Annotated in this window: 14 protein-coding genes; 9 read left to right on the top strand and 5 right to left on the bottom strand. The window is 70.0% G+C overall.

What is annotated here, in order from left to right; translation table 11 throughout:
* Window positions 1-124: 124 nt before the first annotated feature.
* Window positions 125-1,402 (top strand): MFS transporter, encoded by a 1,278-nt coding sequence (locus BM140_RS03065; protein WP_091941882.1) that lies wholly within the window; start codon window positions 125-127, stop codon window positions 1,400-1,402.
* Window positions 1,403-1,408: 6 nt separating this feature from the next.
* On the opposite strand, the gene BM140_RS03060 is transcribed toward BM140_RS03065, so the two are convergent.
* A complete protein-coding gene (locus BM140_RS03060) occupies window positions 1,409-2,278 on the bottom strand; it encodes a dienelactone hydrolase family protein (protein ID WP_091941880.1) in 870 nt (289 codons plus the stop codon).
* Window positions 2,279-2,397: 119 nt separating this feature from the next.
* Between BM140_RS03060 and BM140_RS03055 the strand changes: the two genes are divergently transcribed.
* On the top strand, window positions 2,398-3,699 hold the full coding sequence (locus tag BM140_RS03055) for an MFS transporter (RefSeq protein WP_091941878.1): 1,302 nt from the start codon (window positions 2,398-2,400) through the stop codon (window positions 3,697-3,699).
* A 3-nt stretch (window positions 3,700-3,702) separates the two neighbouring features.
* On the opposite strand, the gene BM140_RS03050 is transcribed toward BM140_RS03055, so the two are convergent.
* The gene (locus BM140_RS03050; protein ID WP_091941876.1) at window positions 3,703-4,329 is read right to left on the bottom strand and encodes a 2-hydroxychromene-2-carboxylate isomerase; all 627 of its coding nucleotides are present in this window, start codon (window positions 4,327-4,329) and stop codon (window positions 3,703-3,705) included.
* A gap of 196 nt (window positions 4,330-4,525) precedes the next feature.
* Between BM140_RS03050 and BM140_RS03045 the strand changes: the two genes are divergently transcribed.
* Window positions 4,526-5,767: an argininosuccinate synthase gene (locus tag BM140_RS03045; protein ID WP_091941874.1), complete on the top strand. Its 1,242-nt coding sequence runs from the start codon at window positions 4,526-4,528 to the stop codon at window positions 5,765-5,767.
* A 45-nt stretch (window positions 5,768-5,812) separates the two neighbouring features.
* Here BM140_RS03045 and BM140_RS03040 read toward each other — a convergent pair whose 3' ends face one another.
* The 3 genes from BM140_RS03040 to gph all read right to left on the bottom strand — a co-directional run bounded on the left by BM140_RS03040 (window position 5,813) and on the right by gph (window position 10,656).
* Window positions 5,813-8,797, bottom strand: coding sequence for a beta strand repeat-containing protein (locus BM140_RS03040; protein WP_131803735.1), 2,985 nt, complete (start codon window positions 8,795-8,797; stop codon window positions 5,813-5,815).
* 319 nt (window positions 8,798-9,116) lie between these two features.
* Window positions 9,117-9,692, bottom strand: coding sequence for a hypothetical protein (locus BM140_RS03035; protein WP_091941870.1), 576 nt, complete (start codon window positions 9,690-9,692; stop codon window positions 9,117-9,119).
* Between the two features lie 256 nt (window positions 9,693-9,948).
* Window positions 9,949-10,656, bottom strand: coding sequence for a phosphoglycolate phosphatase (gph, locus tag BM140_RS03030; RefSeq protein ID WP_091941868.1), 708 nt, complete (start codon window positions 10,654-10,656; stop codon window positions 9,949-9,951).
* 220 nt (window positions 10,657-10,876) lie between these two features.
* Between gph and BM140_RS03025 the strand changes: the two genes are divergently transcribed.
* The 6 genes from BM140_RS03025 to BM140_RS03000 all read left to right on the top strand — a co-directional run bounded on the left by BM140_RS03025 (window position 10,877) and on the right by BM140_RS03000 (window position 17,162).
* Window positions 10,877-11,389, top strand: coding sequence for a hypothetical protein (locus BM140_RS03025; protein WP_091941866.1), 513 nt, complete (start codon window positions 10,877-10,879; stop codon window positions 11,387-11,389).
* A gap of 147 nt (window positions 11,390-11,536) precedes the next feature.
* Entirely contained in the window at window positions 11,537-12,277 is a 741-nt protein-coding gene (gene rpiA / locus BM140_RS03020) for a ribose-5-phosphate isomerase RpiA (protein WP_091941864.1), read from the top strand.
* 120 nt (window positions 12,278-12,397) lie between these two features.
* The gene (locus tag BM140_RS03015) at window positions 12,398-12,970 is read left to right on the top strand and encodes a DUF2059 domain-containing protein (RefSeq protein ID WP_091941862.1); all 573 of its coding nucleotides are present in this window, start codon (window positions 12,398-12,400) and stop codon (window positions 12,968-12,970) included.
* Between the two features lie 53 nt (window positions 12,971-13,023).
* Complete coding sequence (locus BM140_RS03010) at window positions 13,024-14,175, top strand: O-antigen ligase family protein (protein WP_165616392.1); 1,152 nt, start codon at window positions 13,024-13,026, stop codon at window positions 14,173-14,175.
* Window positions 14,176-14,182: 7 nt separating this feature from the next.
* Window positions 14,183-15,568, top strand: coding sequence for a glutathione-disulfide reductase (gene gorA / locus BM140_RS03005; RefSeq protein ID WP_091941860.1), 1,386 nt, complete (start codon window positions 14,183-14,185; stop codon window positions 15,566-15,568).
* Window positions 15,569-15,947: 379 nt separating this feature from the next.
* Window positions 15,948-17,162, top strand: a complete 1,215-nt coding sequence (locus BM140_RS03000; RefSeq protein WP_091941857.1) for a GGDEF domain-containing protein — start codon at window positions 15,948-15,950, stop codon at window positions 17,160-17,162.
* Window positions 17,163-17,174 lie beyond the last annotated feature (12 nt).

Raw genomic sequence — 17,174 nt, 5'->3', positions numbered from 1 at the left:
GCACGCCTACCCAGCATCGTAAATGCCGGTCCTAGCGCGGGTCCCCTCCCCCTTGTGGGGAGGAGAGCGCACGATCCTGTTCGCTCGCAAACACGTACACGTGGCCCACGCCCCGGAGCCCGGCATGCTCTCCTCCACGCCCCCGTCACCCGCGCGCCTGCATTACGGCTGGATCGTCGCGGGCGTGACCTTCCTCGTCCTGCTGGTCGGCGCGGGCGTGCGGGCGACGCCGGGGGTGATGATCGTGCCGTGGGAGCGCGAACTCGGCTGGAGCACCGCGACCATCAGCGGGGCCATCGCCCTCAACATCTTCCTCTACGGCATGATCGGCCCGTTCGCGGTGGCGATCATCGAGCGGTTCGGCCTGCGCCGCTCGGTCTGCACCACGCTCGTGGTGCTCGCCATCGGCACCGCCGCCACCGTGCTGATGCGCGAGGTCTGGCAGATGGTGCTGCTGTGGGGCCTCGTCGTCGGCGCGGGCACCGGCATGGTGGCGAACGTCCTGGGCGCAACGGTCGCGGCGCGCTGGTTCGGGCGCCATCGCGGCCTCGTGGTCGGGCTGCTCACCGCGAGTGCCGCCACCGGGCAACTCGTGTTCCTGCCGGTGCTGGCCCACCTCGCCGAGGGGCCGGGCTGGCGCATGGTGGCGATCACCGTATCGCTGTCCGCGCTCGCTCTCGTCCCGCTGGTGGCGTGGCTGATGCGCGACCGCCCGGCCGATCTCGGCCTGCCCCGCTTCGGCGAGACGACCGTGCAGCCGGCGCCGCGGGGCGGGATCAACCCGGCCCGGCGGGCGCTCCAGGGCCTCGCGACGGGCCTGCGCTCGCGCGATTTCTGGCTCCTGTCCGGCACCTTCTTCATCTGCGGCGCCTCGACCAACGGGCTCATCGGCACCCACCTGATCCCGGCCTGCATCGACCGCGGCATCCCGGCGGTGACGGCCGCCGGCGTGCTGGCCCTGATGGGCCTGTGCGACCTCGTCGGCACCACCGCCTCGGGCTGGCTCACCGACCGCATCGACCCGCGCCGCCTGCTCGCGTGGTATTACGGCCTGCGCGGGCTCTCGCTGATGTTCCTGCCCTACGCGTTCGATTTCAGCGTCTACGGCCTGTCGCTGTTCGCCGTGTTCTACGGCCTCGACTGGATCGCCACCGTGCCGCCGACCGTCAGCCTCGCCGGCAAGGTGTTCGGCGAAGAGAACGCCGCGCTGATGTTCGGCTGGATCGCCGCCGCCCACCAGATCGGCGCGGCCAGCGCCGCCTGGGCCGCGGGCGCGGTCCGCACCGGCACGGGCGATTATTTTTCCGCGTTCGTCTCGGCGGGGTTTCTGTGCATCGCCGCGGCGATGATGGCCCTGTTCGTCGGCACGCGGCCGCGGGACGCGGTGCCCGTGGCCGCGTGAGCGGCCTCACGCCGCCCCGTTCGCCTTGAACCACGCCAGCGCCTTGCCCCACGCCTCTTTCGCCGGACCCTCGCGGTAGGTCGGGCGGTAATCGGCGTGGAAGCCGTGGGGGGCGTCGGCAAACACCTCGATCCGCGAGGAGCTGTTGGCGTCCTTCAACCCCTTCTGCATCTGCTCGATGATCGGCATCGGGATGTTGTCGTCCTTGCCGGCGTAGAGGCCCAGGATCGGCGCCTGGAGTTCGCCCGCGAGATCGACGGGGTTGCGCGGTTTCAGCTCCGAGGGGGGCGAGGCGGTCCCGCCGAGGATGCCGTAGAAGGCCACGCCCGCTTTCAGCGTGTTGGTGTGGGCGGCGTAGAGCCAGACGATGCGCCCGCCCCAGCAGAAGCCGGTGATGCCGAGCCGCTTCACGTCCGCCGAACCGCTGAGGCCTGCGAACGCCACCGTGGCGTCGAGGTCGTCCATCACCTGCGCGTCGGGCACCTTCGGGACGATCTCGTTACGGATCGTCGGGATGTCGGCCTTGGTGGCGTCGCCCTGGCGGGCGAACAGATCGGGGGCGATGGCGTAGTAGCCGAGTTTCGCGAAGCGGCGGCACACGTCCTTGATGTGCTCGTGGACCCCGAAAATCTCCTGCACGACCAGCATGATCGGGAACGGCCCGCCCGAGGCCGGCATCGCCCGGTAGGCCGGGATTTCGACGCCGAGGGAGGGCACCCGCACCTCGCCGACGGTCAGCCCGTCGCTCGGCGTCGTGACGGTGGCGGCCGAGACCGGCTGCACGGCCAGCGCGAAGCCCGCCCCGAGGCTGGTCTTGAGGAAGGCGCGGCGGCCGGGCTCGGCGCTCGCGCGATCGTGTCGGGATTCGTCCTGCATGGCGTCGCTCGATGCCTCGTCGTTCCCCCGTGCCCTCATAGCTGCGGGTCGGCCTCGCGGGAACAGCCGCCCCGCCTTGCGGCTTGAACGGCCCGGCACGACGACGATCAGGAGACCGGATGAACGCCCCCGTCACCACAGCGACGCCCCCGGCTCGCCTCGACCGCAAGGCGGTGGGCGCCGTGGTGCTGGGCAACGCGCTCGAATTCTACGACTTCACCATCTACGCCTTCTTCGCCAAGGCGATCGGCGAGACGTTCTTCCCCGGGGGCAGCGCCACCGACAGCCTGCTCGCCTCGCTCGCCCTGTTCGGCATCGGCTACGTGATGCGCCCCGTCGGCGGCGTGGTGATCGGGGCACTGGCCGACCGGGCGGGGCGCAAGCCGGCGATGCTGCTCACCATCGGCCTGATGGCGGTCGGTATGCTGATGCTGGCGGCCTGCCCCGGCACCGCCGTGATCGGGGGATGGGCGCAAGCCATTGTCATCGCCGGGCGGCTGATCCAGGGGCTGGCGCTCGGCGGCGAGGTCGGGCCCTCCACCGCCTACCTCGTCGAGGCGGCCCCGCCGGAAAAGCGCGGCTTCGTGGCGAGCTGGCAGATCGCCAGCCAGGGCTGCGCCGCGCTCGTCGCCGGACTGTTCGCCACCGGGCTGACGCTGGCCCTGGGCGATGCCGCCATGGCCGATTGGGGCTGGCGCCTGATGTTCGGCCTCGGTCTCCTCGTCGTGCCGGTCGGCCTCGTGATCCGCAGCCACCTGCCCGAGACGGCGGGCGCCGATCACGACCCGCAGGCCGCCGCCTCGACCGGCGCGGTGGTGATGCGTCTGCTGCGCGAGCACGGGCGGCTTCTCGGGCTCACCTTCCTGGTGATCGCGGCCTCCACCGTGTCGAACGCCATCGGCACCAACATGCCGGTCTATGCCGGGGCGACGCTCGGCTTGTCGGAGACCGCCGCCAACGCGGTGCCGATCGCGCTGGGGCTGGCCTCGGTCGCCTTCCCGCTGCTCGGCGGCTGGCTCGCCGACCGCTTCGGACGCCGCCCGGTGCTGATCTGGCCCCGCGCCCTGATCCTCGTGGCGGCGGTGCCGGCCTTCGGGTGGCTGCTGCGCGAGCCCGGCGCGCCCGCCGTCTACGCCGTCACCTTCCTGCTCTCGGCGCTCTCCTCGATCAACGCGGCGGCGATCATCGTGGCGATCCCGGAATCGCTGCCGCGGGCCGTGCGTTCGGCGGGATTGTCGATCGTCTACGCCTTGTCGGTCTCGGTGTTCGGCGGCTCGACCAACTACCTCGTCAACTGGCTGATCGCGGCGACCGGAGACCGGATGATGCCGGCCTACTATCTGGCCGCCTTCAGCCTGGTCGGCACGGTCGCGGCCTTCCTGCTGCCCGAGACCCGCGGCAAGGACCTGAAGAGGGGCTGATCGCTATCGCAGCCCCGCGGGCCGGTCGCCCGCGGCCCAGGCGAGCGCCTGCTCCAGCCGGTCGTTGCCCCAGAACAGCTCGCCGTCCTCGGCCAGGAAGCTCGGCGCGCCGTAGATGCCCCGCGAGCGCGCCTCCTCGCCCGCGACCTTGAGGCGGCCCTTGTTGGCCTCCCCGGCGGCGGCCCGGAGGATCGCGGTGCCGTCGAGGCCGATCCGGTCGAGGATCCTGGCCACCGCCGCCGGCTCGGCGATCGATTCGCCGCGGGCAAAACTCGTCTCGAACACCGCCTTGGAGAACGGCACCAGCCAGCCGTGGTCGGCGCCGTAGGTCGCCGCGCGGGTGGCGGCAAGCGAGTTCTGCGGAAACGGGTTCGGGCGCGTCACCGGGGGCAGGCCGTGCCGCGCGGCCTCGCGGTCGAGGTCGCGCCACATGTTGCGGCCCTTGGCCGGGTAGAGGTTGAACGGCGAGTTGGTCCAGCCCTGCGCCGCGAAGATCGGCCCGAGCAGGAAGGGCCGCCATCGGATCTCGACGCCGGCGGCTTCCGCCAGCGCCTCGATGCGCATGGCCGCGAGGTAGGAATAGGTCGAGGCGAACTCGTACCAGAATTCCAGGGTCGGCCGTCGCGCCATTCAGCGTGTCTCCTTGCCGCGCGTTCGCATCGTCGTCCCGGAGCCCCTCGACCGCAAGACGGGGCGTCGCCGCAAAAGGCGGGCCGCACGGGACAACCGTGGCCATGCGGCCGCGGTTGCGTGGCGCTCCGGCCTGCTGTTAAGCCGCAGGCAACCGCGCCCGCGCGCTCCCTCCCCCCTGCCAGAGCCCTCGCCGATGTCCGACGCCAGCCCGAACAAACCCGTCAAGAAGGTCGTGCTCGCCTATTCCGGCGGGCTCGATACCTCCATCATTCTCAAGTGGTTGCAGACGACCTACGGCTGCGAGGTCGTGACCTTCACGGCCGATCTCGGCCAGGGGGAGGAGCTGGAGCCGGCCCGGCGCAAGGCCGAGCTTCTCGGCATCAAATCGGAAAACATTTTTATCGAGGACCTGCGCGAGGAATTCGTCCGCGACTACGTCTTCCCGATGTTCCGCGCCAACGCCGTCTACGAGGGCGTGTATCTGCTCGGCACGTCGATCGCCCGGCCGCTCATCGCCAAGAAGCAGATCGAGATCGCCGAGAAGGTCGGCGCCGACGCCGTCTGTCACGGCGCCACCGGCAAGGGCAACGATCAGGTCCGGTTCGAACTCGGCTACTACGCGCTCAAGCCCGACGTGACGGTGATCGCCCCCTGGCGTGAATGGGACCTGCGCTCGCGCGAGCAGCTGATCGCCTTCGCCGAACAGCACCAGATCCCGATCGCCAAGGACAAGCGCGGCGAGAGCCCGTTCTCGGTCGATGCCAACCTCCTGCACGCCTCCTCCGAGGGCAAGGTGCTGGAGGACCCCGCCGTCGAGGTGCCGGACTACGTCTATTCCCGCACGCTCTCGCCGGAAGAGGCGCCCGACACCCCGACCGTCATCACCATCGGCTTCGAGCGGGGCGATGCGGTCTCGATCGACGGCGAGACGCTCTCGCCCGCCGCGCTGCTCGCCAAGCTCAACGAACTGGGACGGGCCAACGGCATCGGCCGGCTCGATCTCGTCGAGAACCGCTTCGTCGGCATGAAGAGCCGCGGCATGTACGAGACGCCCGGCGGCACCATCCTGCTGCCGGCCCACCGCGCCATCGAGTCGATCACGCTGGATCGCGGCGCGGCGCATCTGAAGGACCAGCTGATGCCGCAATACGCGGAGCTGATCTATAACGGCTTCTGGTTCTCGCCGGAGCGCGAGATGCTCCAGGCGCTGATCGACAAGAGCCAGGAGAAGGTCACCGGCGAGGTGCGGCTCAAGCTCTACAAGGGCGGCGTCCACGTCATCGGCCGCACCAGCCCGCACTCGCTCTACGATCAGGACCTCGTCACCTTCGAGGAAGGCGCGGTCGCCTACGACCACCGCGACGCCGCCGGCTTCATCAAGCTGAACGCCCTGCGGCTGCGGACGCTTGCCCAGCGCAAGAAGCGGGAAGGCTGAGGATCGGGTGGCGGCCGGGCGAAAGCGCCCGGCCGTCCCAGTCGGTCAGATCACGAAGAAGTCCGCGGCCGACATTTCGGCCTTGTTGTCGAGCACGGCGAAGACCACCGCCGAAGCCTTGCCGAAGCCGTCCGCATCGTAGGACAGCGTGCCGGTCTTCCGGTCGTAGAGGATTCGATCGTCGGAATCGATCTTGGCGAGGCTGAGGTCTTTGAACTGGCCGGGCGAGAGCTGTCCCGAAAGCAGCCCCTTGAAGGCGGCGTCGTCGAGCTTGATCGTGTCGTCCTTGGCAGAGAAATCGATGATGCGGTCGATGTTTCCTTTGCCAAGCGTCGAGGCGAAGATGAAGGTGTCCTTCCCGGCCTTGCCGGTCAGGATGTCGGCGCCGAGCCGGCCTTCGAGGACGTTCGCGCCATCGTTGCCGATGAGCGTGTTGGCGAACTCGTTGCCAGTCAGGTTAAGCGCTCTGGTGGCGGTGCCTTTAGCGAGCTGAAGCACTTCCACCTCCTGGCCCGCGATGAGCGCGTAGGTGGCACTCGCCAGGACCGTGTCCTTGCCTTGCCCCTTTCCTTCAAGAACCCGGTCGCCCGCGTCGTCGATGGCGTAGGTGTCGTCGCCGCCGAGCCCGGCCATCACGTCGGCGCCGGCCTTGCCGTCGAGGGTGTTGCGAGCCCCGTTGCCAGTCAGCGTGTTGGCCGCCGCGTTGCCGGTGCCGTTGAGGCCCGCGCTTCCGGTGAGTTCGAGGTTCTCGAAATTGGCGGCCAGGGTGTAGCTGACGCTGCTGCGCACGAGGTCGGTGCCTTGGCCGGCACTCTCGATCAGGACGGTCCCGGGGCCGCTGACGATATAGGTGTCGTTGCCGAGGCCGCCGTAGAGGCTGTCGCGCCCGCCCGCGCTGGCGTCGAGCACGTCGTCGCCGCCGTAGCCCCACAGCGCGTTGGCACCGGCATTGCCGACGATCCGGTTCGCCGCCGCATTGCCGAACCCGTTGGCGGCGGCGCTGCCGGTCAGGGTCAGGTTCTCGAAATTGATGTCCGTGAGGGTGTAGGTCGCCACCGTCTGGATCGTGTCGATGCCGCCCTTGGCCTTCTCCACCAGGGTGACCTTCGAGTCATCGAGCACGTAGGTGTCGTCGCCGAGCCCGCCGATGAGCGTGTCCTTGCCGCCCCCGCCGCGCAGGGTGTCGATGCCGGCACCGCCGACGATGAGATTGTCGAGCGCGTTGCCGGTGAGCGCCACGCCACGGGAGCCCGCATCGGCGCGCAGTTCCTCGATGAAGGCGTCGTCGTTCCCGAGCGTGTAATCGGACGCGGCATAGACCACATCGCGGCCCTCGTCCTCGTACTCCCGGACGCGATCCGAGGCGTCGTCGACGAAGTAGGTGTCGTCGCCCTCCCCACCGTACAGGCGGTCGGCGCCACGCCCGCCGTCGAGGCGGTCGTTGCCCTCGTCGCTGCGCAGGGTGTCGGCGCCGAAGCCGCCCGTCAGGATGTCGTTCCCCGCCCCGGTCTCGACCGCGACGGCCTCGATGCCGCTCAGGCTCACGCCGAAGACGGTCCGGTCGTAGGTCTTCGAGAAGTCGAGCGTGATGGCCGGATCGCCGTCGACTTCGAACACGAAGGTGTCGGTTCCGGTCCCACCGCGGACGGTGATGACATTGCCGGAGAGTACGTCGGTCTCGACCGTGATCTCGTCGTCACCCGCGCCGCCGTCGAGGATGATCGTGTTTTTTTGGATGCGCTGCGGATAGTGGACGTCGTCCGTCTCAGTGCGCAGTCTCAGGTCGATCACGTCGTTGCCGGCCTCCCCGGCGAGGGTGACGGTGTTGCCGGAAACGCTCGCCGCCCCGCCCTCCTCCGCCTCGGCCTTCAGTTCGAAACGGAGCGAATCGTCGTCGTCGCCGGCCTTGAGGGTAATCGCGTTCCCGGTGATCTGGGATGCGTCGGCGTCGAACCCGCCCGAGATGCGATCCCCGCCCTTGCCCGTCTCGACCGTGAAGCCGTTGCCGACGACCGTCGCATCGTCGGCTTCGATCTCGAGGCTGACCGCGTCGGCGCCCAGTCCGCCGGAGACGATCACGGTGTTGTCCGCGGCCCGGGCGCCGCGGATGCTGCTGTCGGCCGTCATCCAATCGTCGCCCGCATCGCCCGAAAGCGACAGGCGCTGGCCCTCGGTGGCCACGGGCGCGTCGTCGGCACCGGGCGCCGCGAACAGCGAGGCGATCAGCCGATCGTTTCCGCTGCCGCCCGAGAGCGCACCGCCTCCCGTGGACGCATCGAGGCGATCGTCGCCGGCGCCGCCCTTCAGCTGGTCGTCGCCCGTGCCACTGCGGATCTCGAACGACTCGACGCCGGTGACGGTGATCCCGAGCGTGTCGATCGTGCCGGCCTGGAGGTCGGCGATCACCGCGTCCGCGCCGATATAGCGGAACGTCAGCTTGTCGGTTCCCGCGCCGCCACCGACCGAGACCCGGTTGCTCGCGTCCTTGAAGTTGGTTTCGATGCTGAACTGATCGTTGCCGTCGCCGCCCTCGGCCGCGATCCGGTTGGAGGTCAGATTCAGGGTCGCCTCGGGGTCGAGAAAGGACTTCGTGAAGCTCAGGCTCAGCCTGTCGTCCCCGGCCCCGCCGGACAGCGACACGTCGTTGTTCCGGATCGTGTACCCGCTTCCCTTGTAGGCGGATCCTCCCATCCCGAACGACAGACCGTCGCTCCCTTCGTCTCCGGAGAGCCGAACCGTGTTGGTCTCGATGATCGCGAAGCCACCGATCCCGACCGCGCCGCCCATGCTGGCGCCGACGGAGTCGTCGCCCCTTCCGCCGGATAAAGTCTGTGAATTGCCGAAGATGCGTCCGGTCCGGGCGACCGTCTGACCGTTCGACCAAATCCCGTAGGCACCGACCTGGATATTTCCGTCGATTCGATCGGGCAGATCGGTTCCGACGATCGTATCGACCTCGCCGGTCTTTACTTTGGTGCCCGCATCGACATAGGCGATGACGATCTCGCTCTTGTTATCCTTGACGGCCACCTGAACCCCCGATTGCAAAAACACACGCCAAAACTGAACATCGGCGCATGATCCCGGATCGATTACGCTGAAAAAAGCTTACATCCAAGCATGATGTTTGGATCTTGGGCCATATCAGGTGGAAAATTCGATTTCATTTTTACGGTATCAACGAGAACGCATTGTCTTCGAGATGACCAAAGCAGTGCGTGTGCGGGCCCCGTCCCATTCGAAAAATAGAGACCGGTGCAGATACAGTTAGGCCGAGAACGGACCGGAACGAGATGGGAATGGGACGATGCGCCCCCGTGCCCGGCGGAGGCGCGCCAATGGCCGCGCCTCAGGCCGCTTCCCAGCCGCTCGCGCCCTCGCGGAAGAACCCCGGCGCGAGGTCGCCGTAGCGCAGGAAGATCTGAAGGGCCGGCTGCATCTCGCGGTGCAGCCGCTCGGAGGCCGGCGCCGTCCCGGCGCCGTAGGGCTGCGCGGGGTCGATGGCCGGCACGTCGGCCGCCGCGTCCCAGCGCACCTGAAGGCGCGGGATCAGGGCGAGGTGCTCCTCCGTCACCGCGAAGGTGATGTGTTCGGGCGTCTCGCCGGTCTCGTCGTCGCGGAAGACGTCGCCCAGCGCCGTCGAGGTCAGCTTGGCCAGCGGGTTGTGGTACTGGTAGCGGCCGGGTTTGAGCACGGCGTGGCCCAGGAAGACGGCGAGCGCGTCGCCCATCGCCCGGTGCTCCTCCTCGGCGCCCTCGTCGTCGCCGGTGACGTTGAAGATGTCGTCGTCGCGGTTCGCGCTGCCGTAGGGCGCGTCGGGATGGACGATCGGCGCGCCCGCGCCGGCCGGGTTCCAGGCGACGACCAGACGCCGGATCAGGGCGATGCGCTCCAGCGTCAGCTCGAAGGGGGTCGGGTCGCTCATCGTGCCTCTCGCCGCCGGGGCCCTCCCGGCCCCGGCTCAGTGACCCAGCCGCCCGCTCGGTGCAAGCGGAGCCTGTCAGCCTCTGCCGAGCCACGCTCGCAGAAGGAACGGCCGTATGGCCAGGCGCGAAGAGCGCCCGCGCAGCGGCCTCGGCACAGCCGAGGCGTCGAGCGGAGCCAAAGCCGCGGACGCGGCTGCCGGCGCCTGAGGCCAAGTTTGAAGACGCGGCTGCCGGCGCTTGAGGCCAAGCGAAGAATCAAGCCGCGGGCTTCACCGCGGCTTGAAAGGCATGGGGCACCAGCGCGGCGACCGCGTCCACCAGTTCGTCGAAATGCTCGATGGTCCAATCGGGCTTGAGTTCGCGCATCGGCACCGGCGTGTAGCCGAAGGTGACGCCGACGACCGGGATGCCGCCGGCCTGGGCGGCGGCCACGTCGGCACGGGAATCGCCGACCATCACGGCGCGGGTCGGATCGCCCCCGGCCCGCGCGATGGTCGCGGTGATGTGGCGCGGGTCGGGCTTGGAGAAGGCGAAGGTGTCCTTACCGACGATCACCGGGAAGCGGTCGCGCACGCCGAGCTCCTCCAGCAGCGCGACGGCGTGCGCCTCGACCTTGTTGGTGCAGACCGCGAGCACGAAGCCCTCGGCCTCCAGCCGGTCGAGGGCCGCGACGACGCCGGGAAAGAGATGGGAATTGTCGGCCAGATGCGCGCCGTAATGCTCCAGGAAGGCCTCGAACAGGACTTCTAGGCGCTCGGCGCCGAGTTCCGCCCCCGCCGCGGCGAAGCCGCGCTGGATCAGGGCGCGGGCGCCCGCGCCGAGGAGATCGCGGGCCTGCTCCAGCGGCAGCGGCGCGTGCCCCTCGCGGGCCAGGATCACGTTGAGGGTGCCGACGAGGTCGCCCGCGGTCTCGGCGAGGGTTCCGTCGAGATCGAACACGGCGATCGGGGGAAGAACGGTCATCGGCGTCCCAAATCGATACACTGTCAAGCTGGCTAGCGGTCGTCTCCCCGACGATCAACCCCGACGGTTGACCGAGCGTTAGCGCGCGCGCCGCTGTTGCGTTCCTGCCGCCCCCGATCTTCACGTTTCGCCCAAGCTCCGCCATGGAGACGGCGTCTGATGGCGCCGGGACGAACTCCGACTTGTCCCCGTTATCCCCGCTCCTCACCCCGGCTTGCCCATGCGCCTCCCTCCGGCCCTCTCCCCCGCCCATCTCGCCGGCTGCGCGCTGGTCGCGGCGCTCGCCTCGACGGGGGCGGCGCGCGCCGCGGGCTCCTACGAGTTCGTCGCCGCGCCGGCCGTCGATCTCAACCGGATCTACCGGATCGACCGCGCCACCGGCGAGGTCACCTCGTGCCAGTACGGCCTGCGCGACGACAGCGTCGGCGTCACCCTGTGCTTCGCCGCCGGCGAAGGGGCCGGGCCGCAGACGCCGGGAGAATACGGGCTGATCGCCTCCCGCCACGCCCGCGAGTCGGGCATCTACCGGGTCAACCTCCGCACCGGCACGATGAGCGCCTGCTACGTCCAGATCCGGCAGGAACTGGTGGTCTGCACCGAGCAGGCCGGCCCGCCGCCCGCGGGCACCGCCAGCGGCGCGGGCGCGGCGGCGACCGGACCGGCGCCGGGCCGCGCCGGCCCGAGCGCGACGCCGCCGCAGGGCGGGCAGAGCGGCGGCCAGGGTCGGCCCTGAGACGGGTCACGAGCCGGCGAGACCCGTAGAACCGCGCTCGCTCCGGCTTTTGCCGCGGCGGGGAGGCGTGCTAGGGGCCTGCCCGTCTCAACACGCGACGAAGCGGGGCCATCCGCCCATGACGCATCGGTTTCCGGAGAGGGTCTCGTGAGCGCGCCCGATCTGCGCCGCGCCGCCGCCGCGCGCGCGCTCGAACTGGTCGAGCCCGGCATGCGGCTCGGCATCGGCACCGGCAGCACGGCCGCCGCCTTCATCGCCCTGCTGGGCGACCGGGTACGCGCCGGCCTCGACGTGATCGGCGTGCCGACCTCGGAGGCGACCCGGATCGCCTGCGAGCGCGAGGGCATCCGGCTCGCCACCCTCGAGGAATTGCCCGAACTCGATCTCACCATCGACGGGGCCGACGAGGTCGATGCCAACCTGCGGCTGATCAAGGGCGGCGGCGCCGCGCTTCTTCGCGAAAAGATCGTCGCGATGGCGAGCCGGCGCATGGTGGTGATCGCCGACGCGGCCAAGCGCGTCGAGACCCTCGGCGCCTTCCCGCTGCCGATCGAGGTCAACGTCTTCGGCTTCGGCGCGACGTGGCGTGCCGTGGAGAAGGCGCTCGCCGAGAGCGGCTGCGCCGGCAAGCCCCTCACCCGCCGGCTCGACGCCGCGGGCGAGCCGCTGCTGACCGATGGCGGCCACGCGCTCCTCGACGCGCATCTGGGCGCCATCCCCGATCCGGAAGGCCTCTCGGCCCGGCTCTGGGCGGTGCCCGGCGTGGTCGAGCACGGCCTGTTCCTCGGCATCGCCGACACCGCCTACCTCGCCGAGGCCTCCGGTTCGGAAGCCCGCGTCATCGTCCTGAGCGCCGATGACCTGACGACGTCAGGCCAGCGGCTCTAAGCCCGTGTTTCACCGCGCCATCTCTCGACGAACCGGTATCCGCTTCGTCGGAACGCGCTCTCGCCGCCCGTGATCTGGTCGGCGCCTGCCGTCCTTCGCATCCTTCGGAGCCCTGTCCGCATGCTGCCCCGTCTCGCCGTCCTGGCCGGCCTCGTCCTCGGCCTGAGCGCGCCCCAGGCCGCGCTCGCGCAGGCCGCCAAGCCTCCGGCTCCCGCGCAGAAGCCGACCGCCAAGCCCGGCACGGCCACGCCGCAGCCGCCGGCCGAGCCGGAGATCACCCCCTCTCACCTGGCGCTCGCCCGCGAGGTGATGCTGAGCTCGGGCATGAGCCGCTCGTTCGATTCGATCATCCCGACCATGGCCGACCAGATCCGCAAGAACGCGGTGACCCGCCCGGATCTCGGCAAGGACCTCGACGAGGTGCTCAAGAACCTCGAACCCGAGATGGCGCTGCAGAAGAACCGGCTGATCGAAATTGCGGCGCGCATCTACGCCAAGCGCCTGAGCGAGGCCGAGTTGAAGGAGATCATCGCCTTCTTCCGCTCGCCCGCGGGCAAGCGCTACGTCGAGACCCAGCCGCAGATCCTCGACGACATGGTCGGCGCGATGCAGGACTGGACCCAGGAGGTCTCGGAATACATCATGGTCCGCACCCGGGCCGAGATGGGCAAGCGCGGCCACTCGCTCCAGTGAGGTCCGCCGCAGCGGCACGGCTCGACGCCGCCGGCACCGTCGCGCTGGCGCTGATGCCGGTGATCATGGCGCTGGCCAACCGGTCGAGCCCGTTGGTCGCGGGCATCGCCGCGCTCCTGTTCCTCGCCGGCACCATCGCCGAACACGGTGCCGAGGCCCTGCGCCTGATCCTGCGCCCGCTCGCCGCGCCGCTGGGGCTCGCAGCGCTCGCCTTCCTGGCCTGGTGCCTCGCCGCCTTCGCCTGGAGCCCCTTCCCCGGCCTGTCGGCGCGCGTCTTCTCGGAATTCGTCCTGGCCGTGATCCCCGCCTTCCTGCTGATCCGGCTCGCGCCGGGGCGGATGCCGACCTGGGGACCTGCGCTCGCCGCCGTGGGACTGGCCGCCGCCTGCCTGTTCATCGCGGGAAGCCTCGCCGCCGACCTCGCCCTGCAGCAGGCCCTGGGGCAGCGGGCGGCGCTCTTCATGTTCAACCGGCCGCTGCTGACGGCGGTGCTGCTCGCCGGACCTCTCGCGGCGATCCTCGCCCTGCGCGGGCGGCGCCTGCCCGCCCTGGCGCTGCTCGCGGTGACGGCCTTCGCGGTCCTGCGCTCGATCAGCGGCGCGGCCACGATGGGGATGCTGGCGGGTGCCGGGCTGTTCCTCGTCGCGTGGCTCGCGCCCAAGCGCATCGGCATCGCTTCGTCCGCCCTCATCCTCTTCCTCGCCTTCGCCCTGGCGCCGGTCGAGGGCGACATCCTCGCCCATGTCATGCCGGAGGCGGCGCACGAGCGGCTGACCCTGAGTTCGTCGCGTGCCCGCGTCGCCATCGCCCAGAGCTTCGGCGCGGCGGTGGCGCAGGCGCCGCTGATCGGCTCCGGCTACGGCACGGGTCTCCGCTTCGCCGAGGTGCCGGCGGTGGCCGACTTCGCGCCGGAGATGCGCACGATGCTGGCGGTGGGCCACCCCCACAACAGCTTCCTGCAGATCTGGGCCGAACTCGGCCTCGTCGGTGCGGTTTTGGGAAGTCTGGCGGCGTTTCTCGGGTTGCAGGCCGCCGCCGCCCTGCCGCGCATCCTGTTTGCCACCGCGCTGGGCCTTCTCGGCGCGGCGGTGGCCATCATGTTCGTCGAGCACGGGGCATGGCAGGCTTGGTGGACCGCGGGGCTGGGCGCCGCCCTGACATGGCTGCGCGCGGCCTGTATGGCCAGGCCTGCACCGAACGAGTGAGAATCCCATGAGCGACAGCTTCGACGTCGACCTGTTCGTGATCGGCGGTGGCTCCGGCGGCGTGCGGGCGGCGCGGATCGCCGCCGGCCACGGCGCCAGGGTGATGCTGGCGGAGGAGTACCGCGTCGGCGGCACCTGCGTGATCCGCGGCTGCGTGCCCAAGAAGCTGATGGTCTATGCCGGGCGCTTCGCCGACGAGTTCGCCGACGCCGCGGGCTTCGGCTGGCACCTCGATCCGCCGCGCTTCGACTGGGCGGCGCTCAAGGCCTCGCGCGATGCCGAGGTCGCCCGGCTGGAGGGCATCTACGGCCGCAACCTCGCGGGCTCCGGCGTCGAGGTCGTGGCGGAACGCGCCGTCATCGAGGACCCGCACACGGTCCGCCTCGGCCGTTCGGACCGGCGCGTGCGCGCGAAATTCATCCTGATCGCGGTGGGGGCGAGCCCGGTCCACGAGCCGCTGATCCCCGGCGCGGAACTGGCCCTCGACTCGAACGGCGTGTTCGATCTGGAGACCCAGCCCGCGCGCATCCTCGTGGTCGGCGGCGGCTACATCGCGGTCGAGTTCGCGGGCGTCTTCGCCGCGCTCGGCACCAAGACCACCCTGCTCCACCGCGGAAAGACCCTGCTGCGCGGCTTCGATCCCGAGATCGCCACCGCGCTCGGCGAGGCCTATGCCGAGCGGATGGACCTGCGCCTCGGGCGCACCGTCGAGCGGCTGGAGCGCCATGACGGCGCCATCCGGGCGACGCTCGACGATGGCGAGCGCCTCGATATCGATTGCGTGCTGGTGGCGACCGGCCGGCGCCCGAACGTCGAGGGCCTGGGCCTCGATCGGGTCGGCATCACCCTGGACGAGCGCGGCGCGATTCCCGTGGAGGCGGATTCGCGGACCTCCGTTCCCTCGATCTACGCGGTGGGCGACGTGACGGGCCGCGCCGCGCTCACCCCCATCGCGATCCGCGAGGGCCACGCCTTCGCCGACACGGTGTTCGGGGGCAAGCCCTGGTGCGTCGATCACCGCCTGATCGCCACCGCGGTGTTCTCGACCCCGGAGATCGGCGTGATCGGCCACAACGAGGATGTGGCCCGGGGCTGCTACGGCGACATCGACGTCTACAAGGCGAGCTTCCGCCCGATGAAGGCGACGCTGTCGGGCCGCAACGAGCGCGTCATCATGAAGGTGATCGTCGAGCGCGCCAGCGACCGCGTGGTCGGCGTCCACGTGCTGGGGCCGGATGCGGGCGAGATCATCCAGGCGGTCGGCATCGCGGTGACCATGGGGGCCACCAAGGCCGATTTCGACCGAACCATCGCGGTTCACCCGACGCTGGGCGAGGAGTTGGTGACGATGCGCACGCCGTTCGTGGTGAAGCATCCGGTCGGCGTGGGTTAGAGCATCCTCCCGAAAGGTGGTTTCCGGCTTTCGGAAAAAGACGATGCGGCACAAGGAGCGAACGCATCGTCCCGAAAGGTGGAGTCCCGCTTTCGGAAAAAGATGATGCGCGAGAACCGTATCCGTTCGGATGGCATCGGGCCGGCGGCTCTCGCTCCTTAGTTTGGCCGCGCAGGCAAGATGGCCGATGCGAGGCGCGACCGCCCGGCAGGCGGCGAGTGCCTTCATCCGCCGATGCTTCGAGTTGACACTGCCGTTTGTTGAACTCGGTACTGTATCGAACCGACAGGCCGAATGAAGACGTTCGTCTTGCGAACGTCACATTAGCAAAAGCTAAAAGCATCGGCGCTACGTCCCTCCGGTAAAGGGGAACGGAACGATGCCGGCGCTCGCGATCCAGCGCTTCTACGATCTCGGCGGGAAACCGGCGCTCGACCGCTGGCTGCGTCTGGCGGCCCCGATCCGGGATCTCTACGATGCCGAGCACGGCGCGCGGCGGACCGCCGAGCTGCGTTCGGCCATCCTCGTCGGGATCGCCCTCTACAACGTCTTCAACTTCACCAGCATCGTCCTGCTGCCCGATATCCTCTGGCTGTCGGTGGCGCTCCGCGTCGGGCTCGTCACGCCGGTCTCCCTCGGTCTCGCGTGGCTGATCGGGCGGACGCCGCCGCTTGGGACCGAACGCTCGGTGCTCGTGGGCATCCTCAACGCCTATCTGATCCCGGTCTCCCTGTTCTGGATGACGCACGATCCGTTCGGGCTGTTCACCTTCGGCGAATTGTCCCTGACGATCGTCTTCGCCAACATGCTGCTGGCGCTGCGCTTCCAGCACGCGGTCGCCTTCACCGGGAGCGCGCTCGGCGTCACCCTGCTCGCCCTCGGCACGAAGGCCGATCTCCCCCCGGCGCTCCAGGCCGCCTTCGCGGTGCAGATCACCACAGCCTGCATCTTCAGCCTCTACGCCAACTACGTGATGGAGCGGCGGCGCTGCGGCGACTACCTCGCGACGCTGGATGCCGGGCTTCGGGCCAAGAGCGCCGACGCCTCCCGGCGCGAGTTCGAGAACCTGTCGCACACCGACGCCCTGACCGGCCTGCCGAACCGCCGCCACCTCGCGGAGCGGTTGGATGCATGGCTGGCGCGGCCGGGCCCGATGGCCCTGATGATGATCGATATCGATTACTTCAAGCTCTACAACGATGCGCTCGGCCATCCGGCCGGCGACGACTGCCTGCGGCGGATCGCCGAGACCTTCGCGGACTTCGCCCGGCACAACGATGCCTTCTGCGCCCGCTTCGGCGGCGAGGAGTTCACCTTCCTGATCCGGGACGATGCGAGCGAGTTGGCGCTGGCGCGCTGCGCCCGCCAACTCGGGAAGGCGGTCGAGGCGCTCGCCATCGTCCATCCGGCCCGCGCCGACGGCATCAGTGTCGCCACGATCAGCATCGGCGCCGCGCGGCGCCCCGAGGGCACGGTCATACCGGCCGCGGACCTGATCGCGGAGGCGGATCGCGCGCTCTACGCCGCCAAGAGGCGCGGCCGGAACCGGTTCATGCTGGGCGAAGACCGGGCCGAGCCCGCCACGGAGGCGTGAGGCGAAGGGCGT

Origin of the sequence: Methylorubrum salsuginis, assembly GCF_900114375.1 — a bacterium.
Classification (GTDB): Bacteria; Pseudomonadota; Alphaproteobacteria; order Rhizobiales; family Beijerinckiaceae; genus Methylobacterium; species Methylobacterium salsuginis.
Note: the sequence above shows the minus strand (reverse complement) of the source record. Positions and strands in the feature narration are given on the sequence as shown.

Coding starts and splice junctions, on each gene's coding strand:
- gph (WP_091941868.1), bottom strand. CDS start 10,656: ATGACCGTTCTTCCCCCGATCGCCGTGTTCGATCTCGACGGAACCCTC.
- BM140_RS03045 (WP_091941874.1), top strand. CDS start 4,526: ATGTCCGACGCCAGCCCGAACAAACCCGTCAAGAAGGTCGTGCTCGCC.
- BM140_RS03055 (WP_091941878.1), top strand. CDS start 2,398: ATGAACGCCCCCGTCACCACAGCGACGCCCCCGGCTCGCCTCGACCGC.
- BM140_RS03000 (WP_091941857.1), top strand. CDS start 15,948: ATGCCGGCGCTCGCGATCCAGCGCTTCTACGATCTCGGCGGGAAACCG.
- BM140_RS03035 (WP_091941870.1), bottom strand. CDS start 9,692: ATGAGCGACCCGACCCCCTTCGAGCTGACGCTGGAGCGCATCGCCCTG.
- BM140_RS03025 (WP_091941866.1), top strand. CDS start 10,877: ATGCGCCTCCCTCCGGCCCTCTCCCCCGCCCATCTCGCCGGCTGCGCG.
- BM140_RS03015 (WP_091941862.1), top strand. CDS start 12,398: ATGCTGCCCCGTCTCGCCGTCCTGGCCGGCCTCGTCCTCGGCCTGAGC.
- BM140_RS03065 (WP_091941882.1), top strand. CDS start 125: ATGCTCTCCTCCACGCCCCCGTCACCCGCGCGCCTGCATTACGGCTGG.
- BM140_RS03010 (WP_165616392.1), top strand. CDS start 13,024: ATGCCGGTGATCATGGCGCTGGCCAACCGGTCGAGCCCGTTGGTCGCG.
- BM140_RS03050 (WP_091941876.1), bottom strand. CDS start 4,329: ATGGCGCGACGGCCGACCCTGGAATTCTGGTACGAGTTCGCCTCGACC.
- gorA (WP_091941860.1), top strand. CDS start 14,183: ATGAGCGACAGCTTCGACGTCGACCTGTTCGTGATCGGCGGTGGCTCC.
- BM140_RS03060 (WP_091941880.1), bottom strand. CDS start 2,278: ATGCAGGACGAATCCCGACACGATCGCGCGAGCGCCGAGCCCGGCCGC.